This window comes from Nocardia sp. NPDC019323, assembly GCF_044389845.1.
GTDB lineage: Bacteria > Actinomycetota > Actinomycetes > Mycobacteriales > Mycobacteriaceae > Nocardia > Nocardia implantans.
The window spans coordinates 256,967-278,708 of record NZ_JBIRYN010000008.1; the positions used below are offsets into that span (position 1 = coordinate 256,967).

At 69.0% G+C, this 21,742-nt stretch carries 20 protein-coding genes; 7 read left to right on the forward strand and 13 right to left on the reverse strand.

Annotated elements, in window-relative coordinates:
* Position 1: 1 nt before the first annotated feature.
* From cydB to ACH49X_RS26820, 3 genes are all read right to left on the reverse strand, one after another.
* Positions 2-1,033, reverse strand: a complete 1,032-nt coding sequence (gene cydB, locus ACH49X_RS26810) for a cytochrome d ubiquinol oxidase subunit II (RefSeq protein ID WP_195078173.1) — start codon at positions 1,031-1,033, stop codon at positions 2-4.
* Between the two features lie 9 nt (positions 1,034-1,042).
* Entirely contained in the window at positions 1,043-2,536 is a 1,494-nt protein-coding gene (locus tag ACH49X_RS26815) for a cytochrome ubiquinol oxidase subunit I (RefSeq protein WP_357110126.1), read from the reverse strand.
* Positions 2,537-3,096: 560 nt separating this feature from the next.
* A complete protein-coding gene (locus ACH49X_RS26820) occupies positions 3,097-3,960 on the reverse strand; it encodes an aminodeoxychorismate lyase (protein WP_324722429.1) in 864 nt (287 codons plus the stop codon).
* On the opposite strand from ACH49X_RS26820, the gene ACH49X_RS26825 reads away from it, so the two are divergent.
* The 5 genes from ACH49X_RS26825 to ACH49X_RS26845 all read left to right on the forward strand — a co-directional run bounded on the left by ACH49X_RS26825 (position 3,865) and on the right by ACH49X_RS26845 (position 7,462).
* Entirely contained in the window at positions 3,865-4,098 is a 234-nt protein-coding gene (locus ACH49X_RS26825; RefSeq protein ID WP_323124170.1) for a hypothetical protein, read from the forward strand. The genes ACH49X_RS26820 and ACH49X_RS26825 overlap by 96 nt on opposite strands.
* A gap of 101 nt (positions 4,099-4,199) precedes the next feature.
* Positions 4,200-5,312 carry a folate-binding protein gene (locus ACH49X_RS26830; protein ID WP_357206582.1) on the forward strand — a complete coding sequence of 371 codons (1,113 nt, stop codon included), beginning with the start codon at positions 4,200-4,202 and terminating at the stop codon, positions 5,310-5,312.
* A gap of 101 nt (positions 5,313-5,413) precedes the next feature.
* Positions 5,414-6,130, forward strand: coding sequence for an MOSC domain-containing protein (locus tag ACH49X_RS26835; RefSeq protein ID WP_195078169.1), 717 nt, complete (start codon positions 5,414-5,416; stop codon positions 6,128-6,130).
* A complete protein-coding gene (locus ACH49X_RS26840; RefSeq protein WP_195078168.1) occupies positions 6,127-7,080 on the forward strand; it encodes an asparaginase in 954 nt (317 codons plus the stop codon). The genes ACH49X_RS26835 and ACH49X_RS26840 overlap by 4 nt, the downstream gene beginning before the upstream one ends.
* Before the next feature lie 175 nt (positions 7,081-7,255).
* Positions 7,256-7,462: a DUF3073 domain-containing protein gene (locus tag ACH49X_RS26845; protein WP_067795154.1), complete on the forward strand. Its 207-nt coding sequence runs from the start codon at positions 7,256-7,258 to the stop codon at positions 7,460-7,462.
* 148 nt (positions 7,463-7,610) lie between these two features.
* Here the strand turns inward: ACH49X_RS26845 and purM are convergent, their stop codons facing one another.
* The 7 genes from purM to purF form a co-directional block, all read right to left on the reverse strand.
* Positions 7,611-8,687 carry a phosphoribosylformylglycinamidine cyclo-ligase gene (purM, locus tag ACH49X_RS26850; protein WP_195044398.1) on the reverse strand — a complete coding sequence of 359 codons (1,077 nt, stop codon included), beginning with the start codon at positions 8,685-8,687 and terminating at the stop codon, positions 7,611-7,613.
* 130 nt (positions 8,688-8,817) lie between these two features.
* Entirely contained in the window at positions 8,818-10,506 is a 1,689-nt protein-coding gene (locus ACH49X_RS26855) for an ABC transporter ATP-binding protein (protein WP_357206584.1), read from the reverse strand.
* Entirely contained in the window at positions 10,499-11,497 is a 999-nt protein-coding gene (locus ACH49X_RS26860; RefSeq protein WP_195078166.1) for an ABC transporter permease, read from the reverse strand. The genes ACH49X_RS26855 and ACH49X_RS26860 overlap by 8 nt, the downstream gene beginning before the upstream one ends.
* Positions 11,497-12,552, reverse strand: coding sequence for an ABC transporter permease (locus ACH49X_RS26865; protein ID WP_195078416.1), 1,056 nt, complete (start codon positions 12,550-12,552; stop codon positions 11,497-11,499). Before ACH49X_RS26865 ends, ACH49X_RS26860 begins: the two co-directional genes overlap by 1 nt.
* A gap of 68 nt (positions 12,553-12,620) precedes the next feature.
* Positions 12,621-14,186, reverse strand: a complete 1,566-nt coding sequence (locus tag ACH49X_RS26870; RefSeq protein ID WP_397071208.1) for an ABC transporter substrate-binding protein — start codon at positions 14,184-14,186, stop codon at positions 12,621-12,623.
* Between the two features lie 306 nt (positions 14,187-14,492).
* Positions 14,493-14,879, reverse strand: coding sequence for a hypothetical protein (locus ACH49X_RS26875; protein ID WP_357110135.1), 387 nt, complete (start codon positions 14,877-14,879; stop codon positions 14,493-14,495).
* A gap of 64 nt (positions 14,880-14,943) precedes the next feature.
* Positions 14,944-16,533: an amidophosphoribosyltransferase gene (gene purF, locus ACH49X_RS26880; protein WP_357206586.1), complete on the reverse strand. Its 1,590-nt coding sequence runs from the start codon at positions 16,531-16,533 to the stop codon at positions 14,944-14,946.
* 215 nt (positions 16,534-16,748) lie between these two features.
* Here purF and ACH49X_RS26885 point away from each other — a divergent pair, with 215 nt between their 5' ends.
* A complete protein-coding gene (locus ACH49X_RS26885) occupies positions 16,749-18,017 on the forward strand; it encodes a YhgE/Pip domain-containing protein (RefSeq protein ID WP_195078415.1) in 1,269 nt (422 codons plus the stop codon).
* 312 nt (positions 18,018-18,329) lie between these two features.
* Here the strand turns inward: ACH49X_RS26885 and ACH49X_RS26890 are convergent, their stop codons facing one another.
* From ACH49X_RS26890 to ACH49X_RS26900, 3 genes are all read right to left on the reverse strand, one after another.
* Positions 18,330-18,719 carry a sterol carrier family protein gene (locus ACH49X_RS26890; RefSeq protein ID WP_195078162.1) on the reverse strand — a complete coding sequence of 130 codons (390 nt, stop codon included), beginning with the start codon at positions 18,717-18,719 and terminating at the stop codon, positions 18,330-18,332.
* 78 nt (positions 18,720-18,797) lie between these two features.
* The gene (locus tag ACH49X_RS26895; RefSeq protein WP_357206588.1) at positions 18,798-19,331 is read right to left on the reverse strand and encodes a CPBP family intramembrane glutamic endopeptidase; all 534 of its coding nucleotides are present in this window, start codon (positions 19,329-19,331) and stop codon (positions 18,798-18,800) included.
* 176 nt (positions 19,332-19,507) lie between these two features.
* Positions 19,508-21,241, reverse strand: coding sequence for an alpha/beta hydrolase (locus ACH49X_RS26900; RefSeq protein ID WP_357110144.1), 1,734 nt, complete (start codon positions 21,239-21,241; stop codon positions 19,508-19,510).
* A 185-nt stretch (positions 21,242-21,426) separates the two neighbouring features.
* Here ACH49X_RS26900 and ACH49X_RS26905 point away from each other — a divergent pair, with 185 nt between their 5' ends.
* Positions 21,427-21,717 (forward strand): YiaA/YiaB family inner membrane protein, encoded by a 291-nt coding sequence (locus ACH49X_RS26905; protein ID WP_195078159.1) that lies wholly within the window; start codon positions 21,427-21,429, stop codon positions 21,715-21,717.
* The last annotated feature ends 25 nt before the right edge of the window (positions 21,718-21,742 follow it).

Genomic DNA, 21,742 nt, shown 5'->3' on the forward strand with positions numbered 1-21,742 from the left:
GTCAATCCCGCGCTGTCCGCAGGGGCAGGCCGACCGGGGGCGGGATCTGCTCGACGGTGATCCGCTTGCGGAACACCCAGTACGTCCAACCCTGGTACACCAGCACGACCGGCGTGACCAGCGCCGCGGCCCAGCTCATCACCTTCAGCGTGTACGGCGTCGAGGACGCGTTGTAGACCGTCAGGTCGAACGCCGCATCGATCGTCGAGGGAAGCACCGCGGGAAACAGCGAACCGAACAGCAGCGCGGTCGCCGCCGCGACGGTCACCGTGGTGCCGGTGAACGCCCACCCGTCGCGCTGAGCGACATCGGCCGCCGCCGCCACGACCAAGCCGAGCACCGCCAGCCCCAGCGGGATCCAGGTCCAGCCGGTCCCGTGGGCCAGCTGGGTCCACAACCCGAATCCGCCGACGACGACCACGGCCGGTACCAGCAGCAGCCGAGCGGTGCGCCGGGCGTCGTCGCGAACCTCGCCCGCGGTCTTGAGCACCAGGAACATCGCTCCGTGCAAGGCGAACAACAGTCCGGTCGCCAGCCCGCCGAGCAGGGCGTAGGGCCCGAACAGGTCCGCCACCGAGCCCGCGAACTGCTTCTTCTCGTTCAGCGGGACCCCGCGCACGACATTCGCGAACACCCAGCCCCAAGCCAGCGCGGGCACCCAGGAGCCGATGCCGATGCCGATGTCGCAGCGGGCGCGCCAGCGCGGGTCATCGATCTTGCCGCGGTACTCGATGGCGCAGATGCGCAGGATCAGCGCGACGAGCACCAGCAGCAACGCCAGATAGAACCCGGAGAACAGGCTGGCGTACCACTCCGGGAAGGCGGCGAACATCGCGGCGCCCGCGGTGATCAGCCAGACCTCGTTGGCGTCCCACACCGGCCCGATCGTGTTGAGCACCGCGCGCCTGCGCCGGTCGGAGCCCTTGCCGAGGATCGGCATGAGCATGCCGACGCCGAAATCGAAGCCCTCCAGCACGAAGTAGCCGGTGAACAACACACCGATCAGGACGAACCAGAACTCTTGCAAACTCATCGCCGGCTCCTAGTAGGCGAACGAAAGTTGTTCGACAGCGGGCTCTTCGGCGCGGCGGCCGCCCGACGCCGCGTCCGTGTCGTGCGGTTCGACCGCGGCGGGCGCGGCCGGATCGGGTCCGTGGACGACGTAGCGGCGCATCAGGAAGAACCACACGAGCGCCAGCGCGCCGTACAGCAGGGTGAAGACGATCAGCGAGAACAGCACGACGCCCGGCGCGTGATCCGAGACGCCCTGCTGCACGGTCAGGCGCAGGTTCGGATCGCCGGTGGGGTTGGGCGCCACCACCCAGGGCTGCCGCCCCATCTCGGTGAACACCCACCCGGCGCTGTTGCCCAGGAACGGGGTGGGGATGGCCAGCAGGCTCAGCCAGGAGAACCACCGCTGGTCCGGCACCCGTCCGCGGCGGGTCAGCCACAGTCCGGCCAGCGCGAGCAGCGCCGACCCCGCCGACAGCCCGATCATGGCGCGGAACGACCAGTAGGTGACGAACAGGTTGGGCCGGTAGTCACCGACGCCGAACTTCTCGTTGTAGGTCTTCTGCAGGTCGACGACGCCGTCCAGCGTCACGCCGGTGAACTCCCCTTTCGCCAGCCACGGCAGCACATAGGGCACTTCGAGCACATGCGTCACGCTGTCGCAGTTGTTGTGCGTGCCGACGGTGAGCACGGAGAAATCGGGATCCAAGGCGGTGTGGCACAGCGATTCCGCCGACGCCATCTTCATCGGCTGTTGCTCGAACATCAGCTTGCCCTGCACGTCGCCGGTGTAGACCAGAGCGCCCATCGCCGCGATCACCACGACGATGCTCGCCCGCGCCGCCGGCCGCCACATCTGGCGCGCCTCGGCCGTTTTCACCGGGTCGCCGCTGCGCGCGTTGCGCACCATCCACCAGCCAGCGATGCCCATGACGAAGGTGCCCGCCGTGAGGAAGGAACCGGCCACCACGTGCGGGAAAGCCGCCAGCAATGTGTTGTTGGTGAGCACCTGCACGATGCTCTCCAGTTCCGCGCGCCCGGTTTCCGGGTTGTAGCGGGCGCCGACCGGATGCTGCATGAACGAGTTGGCCGCGACGATGAAGTACGCCGAGGCGTTCACGCCGATCGCGACCATCCAGATCGCGCCGAGGTGCAGCACTTTCGGCAACCGGGTCCAGCCGAAGATCCACAGCCCGAGGAAGGTCGACTCCATGAAGAAAGCGATCAGGCCTTCCAGTGCGAGCGGAGCGCCGAACACGTCACCGACGAATCGGGAGTACTCGCTCCAGTTCATGCCGAACTGGAACTCCTGCACGATGCCGGTCGCGACGCCGAGGGCGAAGTTGATCAGGAACAGCTTGCCGAAGAACTTGGTCAGTCGCAGCCAGTGCTGCTTGCCGGTGACGACCCAGGCCGTCTGCATGGCCGCCACCAGCGGCGCGAGCCCGATGGTCAGCGGCACCAGGAGGAAGTGATAAACGGTGGTGATGCCGAACTGCCATCGGGAGATGTCCAAGGCGTTCAAGCCGGCCTCCTGCGTATCTACTACATGTCGTAGTAAGCCTACGCCGCAGCAGCGGGCCGACAATGCGTCCTAGGCCACGCTACCAGGGGTGATTCCCCCTGTCGCAGCCTGTTTTCCGTGCTCATCGCCGCCCCGCACCCGCCCGAGTAGGACGGAGATCACGCAGCGACGCCGATCACCACGACGCCGCTGCCATCCGCCCCGGCCCACGCGACCGATCACACCCGACCGACACACTTCGTCACACCGGCCCGAACACACCGACCGACACGACCGATCACCCAGCCGACACGACCGACCACGCCTTCACGCTGCGCCAAGCCGACCCGGCCAGGTGCCGTCCACCCCACAGAGCGCGGCTGGGCCGAACAGCCGACACGAGCGATCACGCCAGCCGACGCGAGAGGGCAACCCAGCCGACGCGACAACTGATCTCGCAAGCACGTGGGTAACTCACCGGGTACGCCCAGAACTCGCGCGGCACCCCACGCAGGACCTGTGACCAACCCACCCGTCTCCCCACCAGTACGGCCTGAATACGCGGAGAGACGGGGGGAGCGTCACCAGTCGCCGATGGCTCCCGCTCGCTCGATGCCGCGATCGACCAGCCCGATGATCTCTTCGGCGTTGTCCGGCGCGGACATCCGCAGCCCGTCCAGCGAATTGACCCGCGCCGCAAGCGAAATGCTCGACAGCATCCAGATGCTGTCGCAGGTGAGCAGATCGGCGGTGAACAGCGAGTCGTAGCGGCATTGCCAGCCCGCCTTCTCGGCTTCGGCGAACAGCGCGCGCTGGGTGACGCCGGGCAGCACCCCGTTCTTCGCGGGCGGGGTGATCAACTGCTTGTCGCGGGCGATCACCACGGTGGAGCGCGGTCCCTCCAGCACCCGGTTCTCCGTGCTGGTGAAGATCACGTCATCCGCGCCCATGCGCGCGGCGAACCGGAGGGCGGCCATATTGGTGGCATAGGACAGCGTCTTGGCCCCGAGCAGCTGCCACGGCGCGGCCTGGGCGAGGTCGATCGAGATGCCGCGCGACAAAGACACCACGGCGACGCCTTCGGTGCGAGCCTTCTCGACCCGCTCCGGCACCGGCACCACGAGCACGAAAGCGGTCGGCACCGGCACGGCGGCGGCGAGGTCGCCGGTCTTCACCTTGTCGGGCGTGCCGGCCAGCTCGCAGTCGCGGCCGCGGGTGAGCACCAGCCGCATCACGCCTTCGCGTTCGCTGCCCCACTCCTTGGCCGCGGTCTCCACCGCCTCGCGCCATTTGCCCAATTCGGGCTCGGGCAGATCGAGCGCTTGTGCGGAGCGACGCAATCTGCCTAGATGAAATTCGATCGCGCACGCGACTCCCGCGCGCACGAGCACCGTTTCGAAGACACCGTCGCCACGCAATACGCCAATATCGTCCGCAAACAACAACGGCGCATCCGCATCTCGGACCGCGCCATCGAGAGTTACCAGAACTCGATCCACCATGCGACGAGCGTAGGCGGTGTGAGCGGACAATGCCTATGTCACGGCCGCTTTTGCCAGACCTTTTGTGCGGCCTCCCCATGAGGTCCGCCGTAATGCTCGGACAATGCCGATCCGCTATGCCGTTCCGCGACGCCGTGGCCCGGTTCGCGCACGGCCGGGCGGGCCCGCCTAGAGTGGGAGAGGTGTCCGTGGTCGTTGCGCCCAGCCCCATCCTCAGTGTGTCGGGAGCCGTCGCGGGAGCGGCGGGTTCGCCCGACGCCGCCGTCGCCTGGCACTACGGCGATCCGTTCGGCGAGCAGCGCGCGGCGGTACAGCGCGCCGCGATCGTCGACCGGTCGCACCGATTCGTTCTGCGCATCACCGGCGGCGAGCGACTGACCTGGCTGCACACCATCTCCAGCCAGCATGTCGCCGCCCTCGGCGACGGGCAGTCCGCCGAGAACCTCGACCTCGATCTGAACGGCCGGGTCCAGCATCACTTCGTGCTCACCGAACTGGACGGGACCGTCTGGATCGATACCGAGGCCGAGCGCGGACCCGACCTGCTGGCGTTCCTGCAGAAGATGGTCTTCTGGGCCGATGCCAAGCCGGAAGCCGCCGACCACGCGGTGCTGAGCCTGCTCGGCCGAGGTGTGGCCGCGCTGACCGAGACGCTGGGCATCACCGCCCTTCCCGAGGTCTACGAGGCCACCCCGCTGCCCGGCGGCGGATTCCTGCGCCGGATGCCGTGGCCGACGGCCGAGTCCTTCGATCTGGTCGTCCCGCGTGACCAGCTGACCGGCCTGTGGGACCGGCTCACCGCGGCGGGCGCCGTCCCCGCCGGAATGTGGGCGTTCGAGGCGTTGCGAGTCGCGGCCGTGCGCCCGCGGATCGGGCTGGACACCGACGAGCGGACCATCCCGCACGAGGCTCGCTGGATCGGCGGCGTCGCCGAACACGGAGCGGTCCACCTGGACAAGGGTTGCTACCGCGGCCAGGAGACGGTGGCCAGGGTCCACAATCTCGGCAAGCCGCCGCGGCACCTGCTGCTGCTGCACCTGGACGGCTCGGCGGACGAACGCCCGGCCACCGGCGACGACGTCACCGCGGGCGGCCGCGCGGTCGGCAGGCTCGGCACGGTCGTCGACCACTACGAACTGGGTCCGATCGCCCTCGCGCTGATCAAGCGCGCGGTTCCGGCCGACACCGCGCTGGTCGCGGGCCCGGTCGCGGCGTCCATCGATCCCGACTCGGTGCCCGCCGACGACGAACCGCAGGCGGGCCGTCTCGCGGTCGACCGGCTGCGCGGGCGCTGACCTGTTGACCGACCACCGGCAGGCGAGGGCCTTCCCTCAGCCGTCATCCGCACCTTTGCTCGATGCCGAGCTCCCCATTCCAGACGAGAGGAGCGCCGTTCATGCGCGTCGGTGATTCCGGAGAGGTGCTCGCGGCGTGCGTGGTGCACGCCGATATCGAGGTGCCGGGTCGAGTCGGTCGCAGTGCCATCGACAAGCGGCCGGTGGCGGGACGGGTCGCGGTGCGCGCCTTGGGCTTGGATGGCGATCACGTCTGCAACACCAAGGACCACGGTGGCGTCCACCAAGCCGTCTACGCCTACGCCGACGAGGACGCCCGCCGCTGGGGCACGGAGCTGGGCCGGGAACTGCCCGCGGGCTGGTTCGGCGAAAACCTGCGCGTGCGCGGCCTCCCCGTCAGCGACTCGGTGATCGGCGCGCGCTGGTCGGTCGGCGACACCTTGCTGGAGGTGAGCGCTCCGCGCGTGCCGTGCGCCACGTTCCAGCACTGGAGCGGCGAGCAGCAGTGGGTCAAACGGTTCGCCCTGCGCAGCGACACCGGCGCCTACCTGCGGGTGCTCACCGAGGGCACGATCGGAGCGGGCGACCGGATCTCGGTGGTGCACGTCCCCGCGCACGGCGTCACGGTCCGCGACCTGTTCACCGGCGCCGATCCGGACCTGTTGGCGATCCTGCTCGCCGACGAGCCGACTATCTCCGACGACGTGCGTATGCAGGTGCGACGGCACGCGCGCAGGCATGGCAACGCCGGGCGCGCCGCCGCGCACCGCCACGTGACAGCAAGCACCGACGACATCGGCACGGGAGCGAAATCGTGAGTGTGGAACTGGTCGAGGTGGTCCGCTCGGGCTTCCGCGAATGCGTGCACCGCGGCTCGGTGGTGGTGCTCGACGCCGCGGGCGAGCCCACCCTCGAACTCGGCGAAGTGCATCTGCCGATCTTCCCGCGCTCGACGAACAAACCGATGCAGGCGATCACCTTGCTGCGCAATGGTTTTCAACCGGTCGACGACGCCGAGCTCGCCATCGCCACGGCCTCGCACTACGGCGAGCCCGACCATGTCGCGCTGGTCCGCAGGCTGCTGGACCGGTTCGGCCTGCCCGATTCGTCCTTGGCCTGTCCGGCCGATCTGCCGTACGACGAGGGCGCGCGCACCGCGCTGCTGTCCGGCGGAGGACAGCCGCACCCGATCTACATGAACTGCTCGGGCAAGCACGCGGCAATGCTCGCGACCTGTGCGATCAACGGCTGGCCGACCGAGGGCTACCAGGACAGGGCGCATCCGCTGCAGCGCGCGGTGATCGCGACCGTGGCCGAGCTGACCGGCGAGCCGGAAGCCGATCTCGGCATCGACGGCTGCGGATTGCCGATCATCCCGGTGTCCCTGGTCAACCTCGCGCGGGTGTTCTCGGCCATGGCCACGGCCGAGCCGGGGAGCCCGGAACGGCGGGTCGCCGACGCGGTGCGGGCGCACCCGCGAGTGATTTCCGGCACGAACGCGCCCGATCTACTGACCATGCGGGCCACTCCGGGGCTGGTGTGCAAGATCGGCGCGGACGGCGTGCACGCGGGGGCGCTGCCGGACGGATCGGCTTTCGCGTACAAGATCGAAGACGGGCACGATCGCGCGCGAATGCCGCTGACGCTGGCGATTCTGCATCGAATGGGGATCGAGTGGACCGACGCGCACGCGGAGCTGGCGGCCCCCGCGGTGCTCGGCGGAGGCGCACGAGTGGGTGTGATTCGCGCGATACCGGGGGTGGTCTAGGTATTCCACGGCAGGGCGACAAGCGGGCAAACGGCACCGGTTCCGGAGTTCTTCACCCACTCCTGGAAGCGAGACCGCCGGACACACGCTAAAGTGTCTGTCAGGAAGAGTATTAATTCGAACGGGGCCGCCACCAAACCCCAGGCCGCCCCGCTGTGACGCGAGGGGGTCAGCCATGGGCCGTGGCCGGGCTAAGGCAAAGCAGACCAAGGTCGCACGCGAGCTGAAGTACAGCTCGCCCACGACCGACTTCGCGAGCCTTCAGCGCGAGCTTTCGGGAAGCCCCAACTCCCAGCGGGGTGGTGTGCTGTCCGATGAGCACGACGCGGACGACTCCTTGTCCCGCTGGGACGAGGACGACTACGACGACTGGCGCCGCTGACTCGGAATTACGCCGAAGGGGGAGGCCGACGGGCCTCCCCCTTCGGGCGTTGTCGCGGGTTGACGTCCCTGGCGCCGAAAAGGCTTGCAAGACACCGGAGTCCCGCATCGAACGCGGATGCGGGACTCTGACGTGTCTTCGCCGTGGATCAGAACCGCGGATGCTCACCGACCAGGACGGCGCGCACCGCGTCGGCGTCCTTGGCCTTCTTGACCGTGCCCAGCGTCCAGCACTCGATGTGCCGCGCGGTCAGCACCGCCAGCGCCCGGTCCACGTCCTCCGGAGCGACGACGGCGACCATGCCGACGCCCATGTTGAACGTCTTCTCCATCTCGGGCCGCTCCACCCGGCCGCGCTGGGCGATCATCTTGAACACCGGCGCCGGATTCCAGGTGCCGCGGTCCAGCTCGGCCACCATGCCCGCGGGCAGCACCCGGGCTAGGTTCGCCGCCAGGCCACCGCCGGTGACATGGGCGAAGGTGCGCACATCGGTCTCGGCGATCAGCGCGAGGCAGTCCTTGGCGTAGATCCTGGTCGGCTCGAGCAGTTCCTCGCCCAGGGTGCGGCCGAATTCCTCGACGTGTCCGGTGAGCGACATGCGGTCGATCTCCAGCAACACCTTGCGGGCCAGGCTGTAGCCGTTGGAGTGCAGTCCGGAAGACCCCATGGCGATCACCACGTCGCCGGGACGGACCCGGTCCGGCCCGAGCACCGCGTCGGCCTCGACCACGCCGACGCCGGTGGCGGACAGGTCGTAGTCGTCCGGGTCCATCAGCCCCGGATGCTCGGCGGTCTCGCCGCCGAGCAGCGCGCACCCGGCGCGCACACAACCCTCGGCGATGCCGGAGACGAGTTCGGCGACCTTCTCCGGGACCACCTTGCCGATGGCGATGTAGTCCTGGAGGAACAGCGGCTCCGCGCCGCAGACCACGAGGTCGTCCACCACCATGGCGACCAGGTCGAGGCCGACGGTGTCGTGTTTGTCCATCGCCTGCGCCACCGCGATCTTGGTGCCGACGCCGTCGGTGGAGGCCGCCAGCAACGGTTCACGGTAGCCGCCCTTGAGCGCGAACAGCCCGGCGAAGCCGCCGAGGCCGCCTTGGACCTCGGGCCGGGTCGCCTTCTTCGCCAATGGTCCGAACAACTCGACTGCGCGGTCACCTGCCTCGATGTCCACGCCTGCCGCGGCGTACGAAGCACCACCACTGGGGGTCTGTTCAGTCATTTTCGGGGAAAGCTCCAAACCGAATCGGCGGATAGATGCCTGCTCACGCTACCGGAGCCGGATAACGACCCCGCACCGGTGTTGGCTCGCCCTCTTGACAATAGGGCAGAGCCAACCGTAAAGCGGGCGATCAGTCCGTCTCGTCGCCGTAGAGCCGCGCCGCTCGTGCCCGGCGGCGGCGTTGCCGCACCGGATCCGGTACCGGCACCGCGGCGACCAGGCGGCGGGTGTAGTCCTCTTGTGGGGCGCGCAGAATGCGATTCCGATCGCCCTCTTCGACCACAGCGCCGTCGCGCAGGACCGTGATCCGGTCGGCGAGCTGGTCCACCACCGCCAAGTCGTGGCTGATGAACAGGCAGGCCCAGCCGCATTCGCGTTGCAGCTCACCGAACAGTTCCAGCACCGCCGCCTGCACCGAGACGTCCAGGGCGCTGGTCGGTTCGTCGGCGACCAGCAGGTCGGGGTCGAGGATCAGGGCGCGGGCCAGGCTGGCGCGCTGACGCTGACCGCCGGACAACTCGTGCGGGTAGCGGCGTTCGGCGCCCGCGGGCAACCGCACGTCGTCGAGCAGCCTGCGCACCCGGGCGCGGATCTCCGCCGCGCTTCCCGCCTTGTGCACCAGCAGCGGTTCGGCCACGCACTCCCCCACGGTGAGCCGGGGGTTCAGCGAACTGGCCGGGTCCTGGAAGACGAACCCGAAACGTCGCCGGATCGGCCGCAGCCTGCGCGGGGACAGCCCCACGATGTCCTGCCCGCGCACCCGCACCGTCCCGGAGGTCGGCCGTTGCAGCGCCGCGACGCAGCGGCCGATGGTGGACTTGCCCGATCCGGACTCACCGACCAGGCCGAGCGTCTCGCCGGGACCGATGCGCAGGCTCACCCCGTCGACGGCGCGCAAACGCGGCCGGCCGAACGGCCCGGGGAATTCGACCACGAGATCACGGACCTCGAGCACCGGGGCGCCTTCCGACCCGGCGGATCCGGACGGTCCGTGCGCGATCTGCTCGCTGCCCAGGTGAGGTACCGCGGCCAGCAGGGTGCGGGTGTAATCGGCCGTGGGACGGGCGAACAGCTCGTCCACCGGCGCCTGTTCGACCACCGCGCCGTCGCGCATCACCACCACGCGGTCTGCGATGTCGGCGACCACGCCCATGTTGTGGGTGATCAGCACGATCGCGCTGCCTATCCGGTCGCGCAGGTCTCGTAGCAGCGCCAGGATCTCGGCCTGCACCGTGACGTCCAGCGCCGTGGTCGGTTCGTCGGCGATGATCACCTTCGGCTCGCAGGCGATGGCGATGGCGATCATCACGCGTTGTTTCTGCCCGCCGGACAGCTGATGCGGGTAGTAGTCCACCCGGTGCTCCGGATCGGGCAGCCCGACCAGCCGCAGCAACTCCACCGCCCGCGCCTTGGCGGCCTTCTTGGACAGATCGGTGTGGGCGCGCAGCGCCTCCCCGATCTGGAAACCGACGGTGAACAGCGGGTCGAGGGCCGAGCCGGGCTCCTGGAACACCATCGAGACCGCGCCGCCGCGCAATGCGGTGAGCTGCTGATCGTTCATCGCGGTGACCTGCTCGGCTCCCAGGGTGACCAGGCCGCGCACCGTGGCCGTCTCCGGCAGCAATCCCATCGCCGTGCGCGAGCTCACGGACTTGCCCGAACCGGACTCCCCGACAATGGCCAGCACTTCGCCGGGATAGACCTCGTAGGAGACGTCGGTGACGGCGTGCACCGGCCCCGCGTCGGTGGCGAAGGTGACCGACAACGACTCGACGGACAGGGCGGGACGGCCCCGGTCCACGGCGGATGACTCAGGCATCGGTCGCGTCCTTCCTGCCGTCCGGACCGGCCGCGACCGCCGCCGCACGACGGGTGCGCAGGACCGGATTCAGCACTTCGTTGAGACTCTCGCCGACCAAGGTCATGCCGAGCACGACGAGCACGATGGCGACACCGGGAAAGACGCCGGTCCACCAGATGCCGTTGGACACGTCCGGCAGCGCTTTGTTCAGGTCGAAACCCCACTCCGCGGCCTGGGTCGGCTCGATGCCGAAACCGAGGAAGCCCAGGCCGGCCAGGGTGAGGATGGCCTCTGACCCGTTGAGCGTGATGATCACCGGCAGCGATTGGGTGACATTGGCCAGGATGTGCCGGAACAGGATGCGCGTGGTCGACGCGCCGGTCACCCGCGCCGCGTCGACGTACGGCTCCTGCTTCACGGCCACGGTCGCGTTACGCACCACCCGGAAGTACTGCGGGACGAAGACCGCCGTGATCGCCACCGCCGCGGACAGCACACCGCCCAAGCTGGTCGAGCGACCGCCCGCGACCACGATGGACACCACGATCGCGAGCAGCAGCGTCGGGAAGGCGTACATCGCGTCCATGAACAGCACGAGCAATCGGTCCGGCCACCGGCCGACATAGCCGGACAGCAGGCCGAGCGGCACCCCGATCACCAGCGAGAGCACCAGCGAGATCGCGATCACCCACAAGGCGGTCCGCGCGCCGTAGACCACCCGGGAGAACACGTCTTCCCCGCGCACCGAGGTGCCGAACCAATGCTCGGCCGACGGCGCCTGCTGGCGCACGAAATCGACGCCGTCGGAGGCGCTCTGGGCGAATCCGTACGGCGCGATCAACGGAGCGAAGAGTGCGGCCACGACGAACAGACCGACCAGGGCGAGCCCGAGGACCAGCGTCGCACGCTGCAAACCGGCGGTCATCGCGAACAGCCGCAGGCCCGGCACACCCCGGCGCGCCGCGGGCGGGGGGACGAAAGGTTCGTTCAGCAATTCCGGAGCGGTCATCAGAACCTCACCCTCGGATCGATCAGCGCCACCAGCACGTCGACCAGGAAGCTCATCACCGCCACGATGAGCGCGATGAACGCGACGATGCCCTGCACGGCGATGAAGTCGCGCGCCGACAGGTACTGCGCGAACTGGTAGCCGAGGCCCTTCCACTCGAACGTGGTCTCGGTGAGCACCGAGGCGCCGAGCATCATGGCGATCTGCATGCCCATCACCGTGACGATCGGGATGAGCGCGTTGCGGAAGGCGTGCCGCCCGGTCACCACTCGGCGGGACAGCCCACGGGCCCGCGCCGCGTCCACGTAGTCGGCGCGGAGGGTCTGGATCAGGTTGATCCGCACCAGCCGCAGGAAGATGCCCGCGGTGAGCAAGCCGAGCGCGATGGCGGGCAGCACGGCGTGTTTCAGCACGTCGATCAGATATCCGGCGTCGCCGTAGAGCATCGCGTCGATCACCATGATGTTGGTCTTCGGCGAGACATGCTGCAGTCGCAGCTCCACATTGGTGCTGGCCCGGCCCGCCACCGGCAGCCAGCCCAAGCGCACCGCGAACACCAGCTTCAGCAGCAGGCCGACGAAGAACACCGGTGCGGCGTAGAACAAGATGGCCAGCAACCGCAGTGTCGTATCGGCGGGTGAATCCCGCCGGGTGGCGGCGTATCTGCCCAGCGGGACGCCGATCGCGAACGCGACGACCAGCGCCCAGCACACCAGCTCCAGCGAGGCGGCGCCGTAGGTGACCACCACCTCGCTGATTTCCCGGTTGTCCTGGGAGCGGCCGAGATCCCCGTGCAGGAGCCCGGACAGGTAGTCCCCGTACTGGGTCAGGATCGGCCGGTTCAGCCCGGCCGCCTCCTTGCGCGCCTCGATCTGTTCCTGGGTCATGCGTCCGCCCATCGCCGCGCTGATCGGATCGCCGACCACGCGCATCAGGAAGAACACGACCGTGACCAGGATCAACGCGGTCACCGGTATCAGCAGCAGGCGGACGCCGAGGTAGCGCAGCAACGCGCTGTGGCGAGAATCGCCGCCGCCCTTGCCGGTTCGCCGCAGGCCGGAGGACCGGGCCGGAACCGAGGCCGGTGCGGTGTCCGCCTCCGGTCCGGCCGTGTCGGCGGAACTCACTTGCTCAGCACCGTGTAGCGGAACTTGAACGACGCGTCGAGCGTCTGCTCCACGCCGTGCACGCCGGTGGCGGAGACCGCGATCTGCTTGCCGGACAGCAGCGGGACGATCGGCAGGAAGTTCTGCGCGAGGTCACGCTGCACCTGCTGGATCTGCGCGAGCCGCTTGTCCTTGTCGGGCTGGGTCGCCTGGGCGATCAGCTGGGCGGAGATGCCCGGGTCCTCGAAATGCGACTGCAGGAAGTTGTTCGGGCCGAAGAACGGGGAGAGGTAGTTGTCCGGGTCCGGGAAGTCGGGGAACCAGCCGAACTGGAACAGCGGGTAGCCGTCGCGGGCGCGTTCGCGCTGGTAGGTGACCCATTCGGTGGATTGCAAGTTGACCTTGAACAAACCCGTGGCGTCCAGCTGCGACTTGATCGCCGCGTATTCCTCGGAGCTGCTGGAACCGTAGTGGTCGGGGTTGTACTGGAGATTCAGTTCGACCGGCGTCGCGACTCCGGCATCGGCGAGGAACTTCGCCGCCTGGTCCTTGTTCGGCCCGGCGCCGTAGATGTCCTTGAACGGCTCGGCCGCGCCCGGCATGCCTTGCGGCACTGAGGAATACGCGGGCAGGTAGGTCTTCTTGTAGACGCCGTCCGCGAGCGCCGCGCGGTCGACGGTGGCCGCGACGGCCTTCCGAACGGCCAGTTTCTGCGCGGGCGTGCCACCCGGCATGGTGTTCAGATTGAACACGATGTAGCGCAGTTCACCGCCGGGGCCTTCGTGCACGGCGACTTTGCCGTCGTCGCGCAGCGACTCGATGTCGGTGGGCGTGAACGACCGGTATCCGACGTCGAGCGAGCCGTTCTGCAGGTCGAGTTTCATGTTGTCGGCGGTGGCGTAGTACTTCGTGGACACCGTCTCGGTCTTCGGCTTGCCGAGGATGCCGTTGTAGTCGGCGAAAGCCCGATACTCGACCAGCTTGTTCTTGTCGTAACTGGCGATGGTGTACGGGCCGGAGTAACCCTTGGCCTGCACCACGTCCTCGTCCGGCATCACCTTGTCCGGCGCGTACACCTTCTCGTCGACGATCGGCCCCGCCTGGGTGGGCAGGATCGCGGGGAAGGTCTGGTCGTTGGGCACCTTCAACGTGAACGCGACGGTGCGCGCGTCCACCACGTCGGTCTTCTCCAGGTTGCCCAGCAGCGACGCGGGACCGTTCGGGTCGTTGATCCGCACCATGCGATCGAAGGAGAATTTCACGCTGGTCGCGGTCAGCGGGTTGCCGTTGGCGAACTTCAAGCCGTCCTTCAACGTGCAGGTGTACACCGTGGGCGCGGTGAACTCGCATTTCTGGGCCGCGTCCGGTTTCGGCGTCGCGTCGCCGGGCGCGAAATTGAGCAGATACTGATAGATCTGCGTCTCGGCGACCAGCGACCCGTTGTCGTAGGCGGCCGCGGGATCGAGCGAGAAGATCTTGTCGGTGGTGCCCGCGACCAAGCCGTCACCGCCATCGCCGGTTCGCCCGGAACCGCAGCCCGCCAGTACCGACCCGGCCAATCCCAGCAAGCCGACGGCCGCGATGGCTCGCGTCCCGATCCGTCGCCCCAACCTCGAATTCCTCATCACGGCCCCACTTCTCGAGCGCCGCACCGCGTTGCAGGCCGGGTGCGGACACGGGTGAACTTCCGATCTGATCGGCACCGTACCTACGAAGCATTTTCGGCACGTTACGTTTCCGAAGAAAATTCGCGGCGCTCTCAGCAGGTGTTATGCGCAGCGACTACGACCAGCGCGGAAAATCGGTCGTACGTCCAGAATTGCCGGTCGCCGCATCGCGTGATGTCTCGAGCAGGCCACATCACTACGCGCGACAGCGAACGGGACGGGTCATGGGACGCCGACTCCCAACTGCCCTATCGGCGCCACCATCGCCCCTGTCCGCGGACACGACCACACCGCCACCCCGCCGCTCACGCCCGCCGCCAGCGGATGAGTGTTCGGATGCGTCGGGCACACCGGCCACACCGGCGACTCGCCCGCCGTCCACAATGCCTCCACCGCCCACTCGTGCGCCTTGTCGGCGAGGTACGCCACCTGCTCCGCGTAGTCGTCGCCGACCAGCGGTCCGATCCCGGCGCCGCTACCGTCCGGTTCGTAGAACATCACCCAGTCCACGCCCTGATGCGTCTCCTGGACCACGATGGGCTGGACAGCGCAGGTAGCGGCCAGATCCCGGCGCACAGGCTCCAGCGCGGCGGCGTACGTCGGGTCCATGCGCTCATTGTGCGGCACGCCGTGAGCGAGTTCGGCTACGCGGATGCCGAGCGGCGTCCCGCGATCACGGACGGCTCAGCGCGCTCGCATTCGCGTTCTCGCCGAGCAGCTCGGCCTCGGTCTGGCCGGTGAGCATGCCCTCGAGCACGTTCTTGCCGATCGCGGCCTCGGTGGGCAGCGGGATCGGGTAATTGCCGTCGAAGCACGCGGCGCACAGTCGCGAGCGCGGCTGCTCGGTCGCGGCGATCATGCCGTCGAGCGAGATGTAGCCGAGGGTGTCGGCGCCGATCGACCGGCGCACGCCCTCGACCATGTCCGCGACGTCGCCCTCGGTGCCGGCGCCGTTGGCGATCAGCTCCGCCCGCGAGGCGAAGTCGATGCCGTAGAAGCAGGGCCACTTCACCGGCGGCGAGGCGATCCGCACATGGATCTCCAGCGCGCCCGCCTCGCGCAGCATGCGGATCAGCGCGCGCTGGGTGTTGCCGCGCACGATCGAGTCGTCCACCACGATCAGGCGCTTGCCGCGGATGACCTCGCGCAGCGGATTGAGCTTGAGCCGGATGCCCAGCTGCCGGATGGTCTGGCTGGGCTGGATGAACGTGCGGCCGACGTAGGCGTTCTTCATCAGGCCCTGGCCGTAGGGCACGCCCGAGCCCTGCGCGTAGCCGACCGCGGCCGGGGTGCCGGATTCGGGGACCGGGATCACCAGGTCGGCGTCGACCGGGTGTTCCTTCGCCAGGCGACGGCCGATCTCCACGCGGGTGGCGTGCACCGACCGGCCCGCGATGGTGCTGTCCGGCCGGGCCAGGTACACGTACTCGAAGACGCAGCCCTTGGGCTCCGGGTTGGCGAAGCGCATCGAGCGCACGCCGTCGGCGTCGATCGCCAGCAATTCGCCGGGTTCGATCTCGCGGACGAAGGCGGCGCCGACGATGTCCAGCGCGGCGGTCTCACTGGCAACGACCCAGCCACGCTCCAGCCTGCCCAGGCACAGCGGGCGCACGCCGTGCGGGTCGCGCGCGGCGTACAGGGTGTGCTCGTCCATGAAGGTCAGGCAGAACGCCCCCTTCAGGGTGGGCAGCAATTCCATCGCGGCCTGCTCGATGCTGGAATCGGCGGCGGCGTGCGCGAGCAGCGCGGTGACCACGTCGGAGTCGGAGGTCGCCGCGGCCGGCTGCGGGCGCCCGCCCCGGACCGAGGCGAGCAGGCCGAGTTCGCGTGCGCGGCCGGCCAATTCGGCGGTGTTGACCAGATTGCCGTTGTGCCCCAAGGCGAGTCCGGAGCCCACCGCGGTGGTGCGGAAGATGGGCTGGGCGTTCTCCCAGGTCACCCCGCCCGTGGTGGAGTAACGACAGTGACCGACGGCGATGTGACCCGGCATGGCCGCCAGCGTCTGCTCGTCGAACACCTGGCTGACCAGACCGAGGTCTTTGAAGACGAGGATCTGCGAGCCGTCCGACACCGCGATGCCCGCTGCCTCCTGTCCACGGTGTTGCAGGGCATAGAGCCCGTAATACGTGAGTTTCGCCACTTCTTCGCTCGGCGCCCAGACGCCGAACACTCCGCACTCCTCGCGCGGCTCGTTCTCGTCGACGTCCGGGGCGGGACAGGAGGTGGCGGAAATGCTCTGGACCGGCAGTTCGGCGTTGGTCACCGTTTGCTCCCTGTTCGGGCGGGCTGGGGGCAGATTTCATTCTACGGACGCCGCCCGGGTGCCCGCGCACCGCCGCGCATCCGAACAGCAATCCGAGGTGCCCGGAAGCGGGCCGCCGCAGCGCCCCGGCTGTTACGGTGCGGACCGTGACGACCACGGACGACGCGAGCCCGACGGAGCCTGGCGCGGCGCCGGCGCGCAGGCCATGGCCCCGGATGGTGCTGTTTCCGCTCGCGGTGCTGAGCCTGCTCACCGCGCTGCTCGGGATCATGTACCTCGACTATGTCGTGGATCCGGAGCAGAACCTGCACGATTTCCCGATCGCCTTGGTGAATCAGGATGTGGGCGACATCATCGGTAGCGGGAGCGCCGAGCAGAAGGTCAACTTCGGCGACCAGATCACCCGGGCCCTGGCCGACGGGGTGCCGTCGGACAAGGTCGACCTGCGCGTACTCAGCATCAACGAGTCCGAGCGGCAGATGCAGTCGGGGCAGGTCTACGGCGCGATCATCATCCCGAGCGATTTCAGCAAGCAACTCGGCAACTTGGGTGTGGGCAGTGTCATACCCGGCGACATCCCGCGGCCGATCATCACGGTGCAGACCAACCCGCGCACCGGCGCGTTCGGCACGCAGATCGTGCTGCGGGTCGGCAACGAGGCGCTGACCGAGGTGAACAAGCAGGTCGGCAAGCAGTTGCTCGATCAGGTGAACGCCCAGCTCGCCCCGCGTCCGGGTGGTCCGCCCGCGCCCGAGCTGTCCGGCGCGACCAGGGTCGCGCTGGCGTCGCCGATCGAGGTGGTGCAGCAGCAGTACCACCCGTTGCCGCACGGCAGCGGCCAGGGCCTGACCGCGTTCTTCTACGCCCTGTTGCTGCTGCTGGCCGGTGTGGTCGGCGCGATGGTCATCCACACCATGATCGATGCGCAGCTCGGCTTCGTGCCCACCGAGTACGGCCCGTGGTACGTGCACTACCCGCCGACGCCGATCTCGCGGTTCAAGACGCTGCTGATCAAGTGGGGCGTGTTCGTGCTGGCGGCGAACATCGTCGCCGCGGTGTTCCTGATCGTCGGCAAGGTGCTGCACATGCCGATCGGCAATCCGCTGGCCCTGTACCTCTACAGCGCGCTGGCCATGATCGCCGTCGGCGTGACCGGGCTGTCCATGCTGGCGGCGATCGGCTCGGCGGGCCTGCTGGTGAACCTCATCCTGTTCGTCATCCTCGGCTTGCCGTCCTCCGGCGGCACCGTGCCGATCGAGGCGACGCCGCGGTACTTCGGCTGGCTCGCCTCCTTCGAACCCATGCACCAGGTGTTCCTCGGCGTGCGGTCGATCCTGTACTTCGACGCCGATTTCGAGGCCGGACTCACCCGCGGTGTGTGGATGGCGGTTCTCGGGCTGGCGATCGGGCTGATCTTCGGCGCGGCGGTCACCCGCTTCTACGACCGCAAGGGGCTGGAGCGCCGCAACATCGTCCGCGCGTGAACCGTCCGCGGCGGTGATCGAACGCGGCCGGGCGAGGACGTCCGCACGCGACCGTGACGCTGCCGCAACGGGTTACGAGCGGCATGTGACCGCTGCCGTGCCTGCCGCAACGGTTCAAGAGCGCTCGTGGCCGCTACCCTGCCGCAACGGACTGAGAGCGCACGTGGCCGCTGCCGTCAACGTGCCGCGACAAGTTCACGAGCGCTTATGTCCGCTGCCGTGACGCGATTGCCGACAGCGCGAGCGCGACCTGTCCTCGATCGTGGACACGTGGTGGGTCATCGGGCGGCCTGTGCGGTCGCGCGGCGCCGCTCAGCCGACTCGGACGATCGGCAGCCAGTGCGCGATCTCGGCCGCGCGCGTGCCGGACGCGGTGACCGCGCCGGAGGCGAGGGCGTCGTCGAACCCCAGCAGTCCCGTGGCCAGCAGCAGCCAGGTGCGCGGGTCGGTCTCCACGACGTTCGGTGGCGTACCCCTGGTGTGCCGAGGGCCCTCGACGCACTGCACCGCCACGAACGGCGGCACCCGGACCTCGACCGAGTGGCCGGGCGCGGAAGCCGCCAGCGAGCGCGCCGTGGTGCGTACCGCCGCCGCGAGTTCCGCCCGCGCGGGCGCGTCGACCGACTCGTCGCGCAACCACTCGCTCACCGCCGCCACCGCCGCCCGCGTCTGCGCGGGATCGACCGTCCCTCGTCCTGCCACGTGCCCGACCCTACTTTCCCCCTGGCGCGACCCACGCGCTGCAGGGTGACGGCATAGGCGAGCACGACGTCAGGGTGCTCAGCCGCGCCCGAAACCGGGGGTCACTCGATCATCCCCAGCCGTCCCCAGACGGACCCGAGCCATACGAGCGCCGCGCGCCGCGGTTTCGAAACGTCTGGCCAGGCGGGGAGCGATCGCTCCGCCCGCGTTCATGGCGAGGTGCAGTAGGGCCGGGGCAGCAGTACTCCCGGTACGGCGGCGCAGCCAACCGAACACCAGCCCCCCTGCCGTGGTGACGGCCACGGTGAGGGGAACGCTGTCGCCCACGGCTCGCGCGGGAGCGATGTGCCAGAGTCCGAAAGTCGCCGCACCCACCGATGCACCGGCCGGCGGACCGAGAACACGGTCCAGCAAAGGGTCGAGCGTGCCGCGGAAAACGAGTTCCTCGCTGTAGACGGTTCCGAACGGGATGTGCACCCCCACCCATTCCCTGGTCGACACTTCGGGCCCGCGGTCGGCGAGTTCGGCCATTTGCCATCGCAGCGACGGAACGGCAAGGGCGACACCGTAACCGGCCACGACGCCGGAGGCCGCCAGCAGCCCCCAGCCCACGCCACGCATCGAACAACGGCCCGGGTCGGCTCGCAGTGCGAGCGCGTACACCGTGGCGAAACCGGCATTGGTCGCCGACCGCCCGCGTATGCCGAGACCGAGGCGGGGCAGGACCGCGTTGTTCCAGACTAGCGGAACGGATACGGCCGCAACGACTTTCGCTAGTCGACCGGGACTCACTTCGTCTTCCGCTCGAATTCCTCCGCGGCCTCCACTTCGAGCCGGATCCGTTCGGAACGTTCCGCCGTCCAGTCCGGCGGCGCGGCGATGGCGGCCCAGCCGTCCAGCACCAGGCTCCCGTAGCGGTGCCCGTGCCCGTCGGTGACGCCCTGCGCGTTGGTCAGATCGGCGGCCACCTGCCAGAACGTGACGAACGGCCACCAGCGCATCTGGGAGGAGACATCCGAGCCGCGCGGCTCCGACAGCCAGTCCGGGCGCGAGAAGATCAGATCCGGCGACCACCAGACGATGGGGTCGGACGCGTGTTGCAGATACGCGATGCGCGGCGGCCGCCATTCCGACGAAGGCCGCGCCAGATCGGCGCTGTCGGAGGCGAACCGGACCACCAGCCCGTCGGCGTACAGCGGCTGGACCTCGCGGGAACCGGGATCGCGGCGGGCGACGAACTGCTGCCACAGCCGGTTGGAGTTGGGCGGGCCGACCCACAGCGCGCCGTCGACCTTGGCCCGCAGGTCGGCCAGACCGTCGAACGCCGCCTCGGAACCCTGTGAGCCCAGGCTCTCCCCGTACACCAGTAGTTTGGGCCGCACCTCCGGCGGCCGGGCGGTCCAGTGCCCGTACACCGCGTCGAACAAGTCCCTGCCCGCCGCGGTGGCCTTGTTGCGGTCGGCCAGGAACGACAGCACGCTCGGCAGATACGAGTACTGCGTGGCGACGATCGCCGTGTCGCCGTCGTACATGTACTCGATCGCCCCCGCCGCCAGTGAGTTCACCCAACCGGTCCCGGTGGTGGTGACCACCACGAGCGCCTTCCGGTCGAACGCTCCGGTGCGTTCCAGCTCGGACACCGCCAGCTCGGCCGGCTCCTGATCCCCTTCGACCGACTCCAAGCCGACGTAGGCGCGGATGGGTTCCTTGGCCGGACGGCCGGTGACCGAGGTGATGCGGCTCGCCGTCGGCCCGTGCGAGACGAACCAGCGCCCCTCGAAACCGAGGGTCTCCCATTTGGCCAGCGAGGCCGGGCTGCCGGAGCGCTCCGGCTGCTGCGGCTGCACCGCGTTCACCGAGGTGTGGTCGTTGCGCACGCTGAAGGCCGAGTTGGCGACCGCGAAGAACGCTTGGGTGGCGACACCGTTGAAGATCGTCACCGCCAGCACCACCAGCACCAGGAACCCGGCGGCCGGAGCGAGTTCGCGCGGCACCCGCACCCACCGGTTGAGCAGGCGGGCCAGGAACAGGATGATCTCCCGCACCGTCCGGTAGACCGCGACCGCCGCGGCGCCGACCGTCAAACTGAGCAGACCGGTGCGCAGATAGGCGGGCGTCGTGGTGCCCGCCATGCCCATCAGCGCCGTGATCTCACGCTGCCAGCGCGCCGACTGCACCAGCATCAGCGCGGCGCACAGGGCGGCGGTGAGCAGCACGGCGGACTTGATCGCGTAACGCGCCCACGTCGGCGGCGGTGAGATCTTCAGCCGCGGCCGCACCCACAGCCGGAACAGCCACTCCAGCAAACAGCCGGCACCGTATCCGATGGCGGCGTTGATCCCGCTGATCAACCCTTGGAACAGCCAGTCGCGCGGCAGCAGCGACGGCGTCACCGACAGTGCGAAGAACACTGTCGCCACCACCAAGCCGACGTAGTTCAGATCGATGACGTCCTCGGCGCGCCGGGTCGCCGCGACCGCGCGCGTGCGCAGCTTTCGCATGGTCCCGGCGGTCTCCAGCATTCGACCAGTATGGCGGTCACCACCGACGGTCCGGCGCGTCGCCCACCGCGACGCGGGCGGGTACGACGCGGATCACACCGCTCGCGGACCCGTGATCGAACCCTGTCGCGCGGATGGCAACTACCCATTCCGCTCGAGTAGTTGTACGCGGGTGCGCGGGTCGCGCCGTACGGAGACTTTTGGTCATGAGCACTACGACCGCGGGGCAGAAAGCCAGCGCCGCTTACGTCGCGCAGGCCGCGATCGCCTTCGGCATCAGCTTCGTCGGCGTCGGCATCGGGATCTACGCGCTGCCGCTGGACGTCTGGCAGCGCGGATTCCTCGGCATGTCCGTGCTCTTCCTGGTCACCAGCACGTTCACGCTGGCGAAAGTGGTGCGCGACCAGCACGAGGCGGCGACCATTCACGGTCGCATCGATCAGGCGCGGATGGAGAAGCTGCTCTCCGAGCACGATCCGTTCAATTCCGTCGCCTGAGTACGCGCACCTGGGCGGGCCCGGT

Coding starts and splice junctions, on each gene's coding strand:
- ACH49X_RS26860 (WP_195078166.1), bottom strand. CDS start 11,497: ATGACCGCTCCGGAATTGCTGAACGAACCTTTCGTCCCCCCGCCCGCG.
- ACH49X_RS26885 (WP_195078415.1), top strand. CDS start 16,749: ATGGTGCTGTTTCCGCTCGCGGTGCTGAGCCTGCTCACCGCGCTGCTC.
- ACH49X_RS26855 (WP_357206584.1), bottom strand. CDS start 10,506: ATGCCTGAGTCATCCGCCGTGGACCGGGGCCGTCCCGCCCTGTCCGTC.
- ACH49X_RS26900 (WP_357110144.1), bottom strand. CDS start 21,241: ATGCTGGAGACCGCCGGGACCATGCGAAAGCTGCGCACGCGCGCGGTC.
- ACH49X_RS26825 (WP_323124170.1), top strand. CDS start 3,865: ATGAAATTCGATCGCGCACGCGACTCCCGCGCGCACGAGCACCGTTTC.
- ACH49X_RS26845 (WP_067795154.1), top strand. CDS start 7,256: ATGGGCCGTGGCCGGGCTAAGGCAAAGCAGACCAAGGTCGCACGCGAG.
- ACH49X_RS26835 (WP_195078169.1), top strand. CDS start 5,414: ATGCGCGTCGGTGATTCCGGAGAGGTGCTCGCGGCGTGCGTGGTGCAC.
- purM (WP_195044398.1), bottom strand. CDS start 8,687: ATGACTGAACAGACCCCCAGTGGTGGTGCTTCGTACGCCGCGGCAGGC.
- ACH49X_RS26905 (WP_195078159.1), top strand. CDS start 21,427: ATGAGCACTACGACCGCGGGGCAGAAAGCCAGCGCCGCTTACGTCGCG.
- cydB (WP_195078173.1), bottom strand. CDS start 1,033: ATGAGTTTGCAAGAGTTCTGGTTCGTCCTGATCGGTGTGTTGTTCACC.
- ACH49X_RS26875 (WP_357110135.1), bottom strand. CDS start 14,879: ATGGACCCGACGTACGCCGCCGCGCTGGAGCCTGTGCGCCGGGATCTG.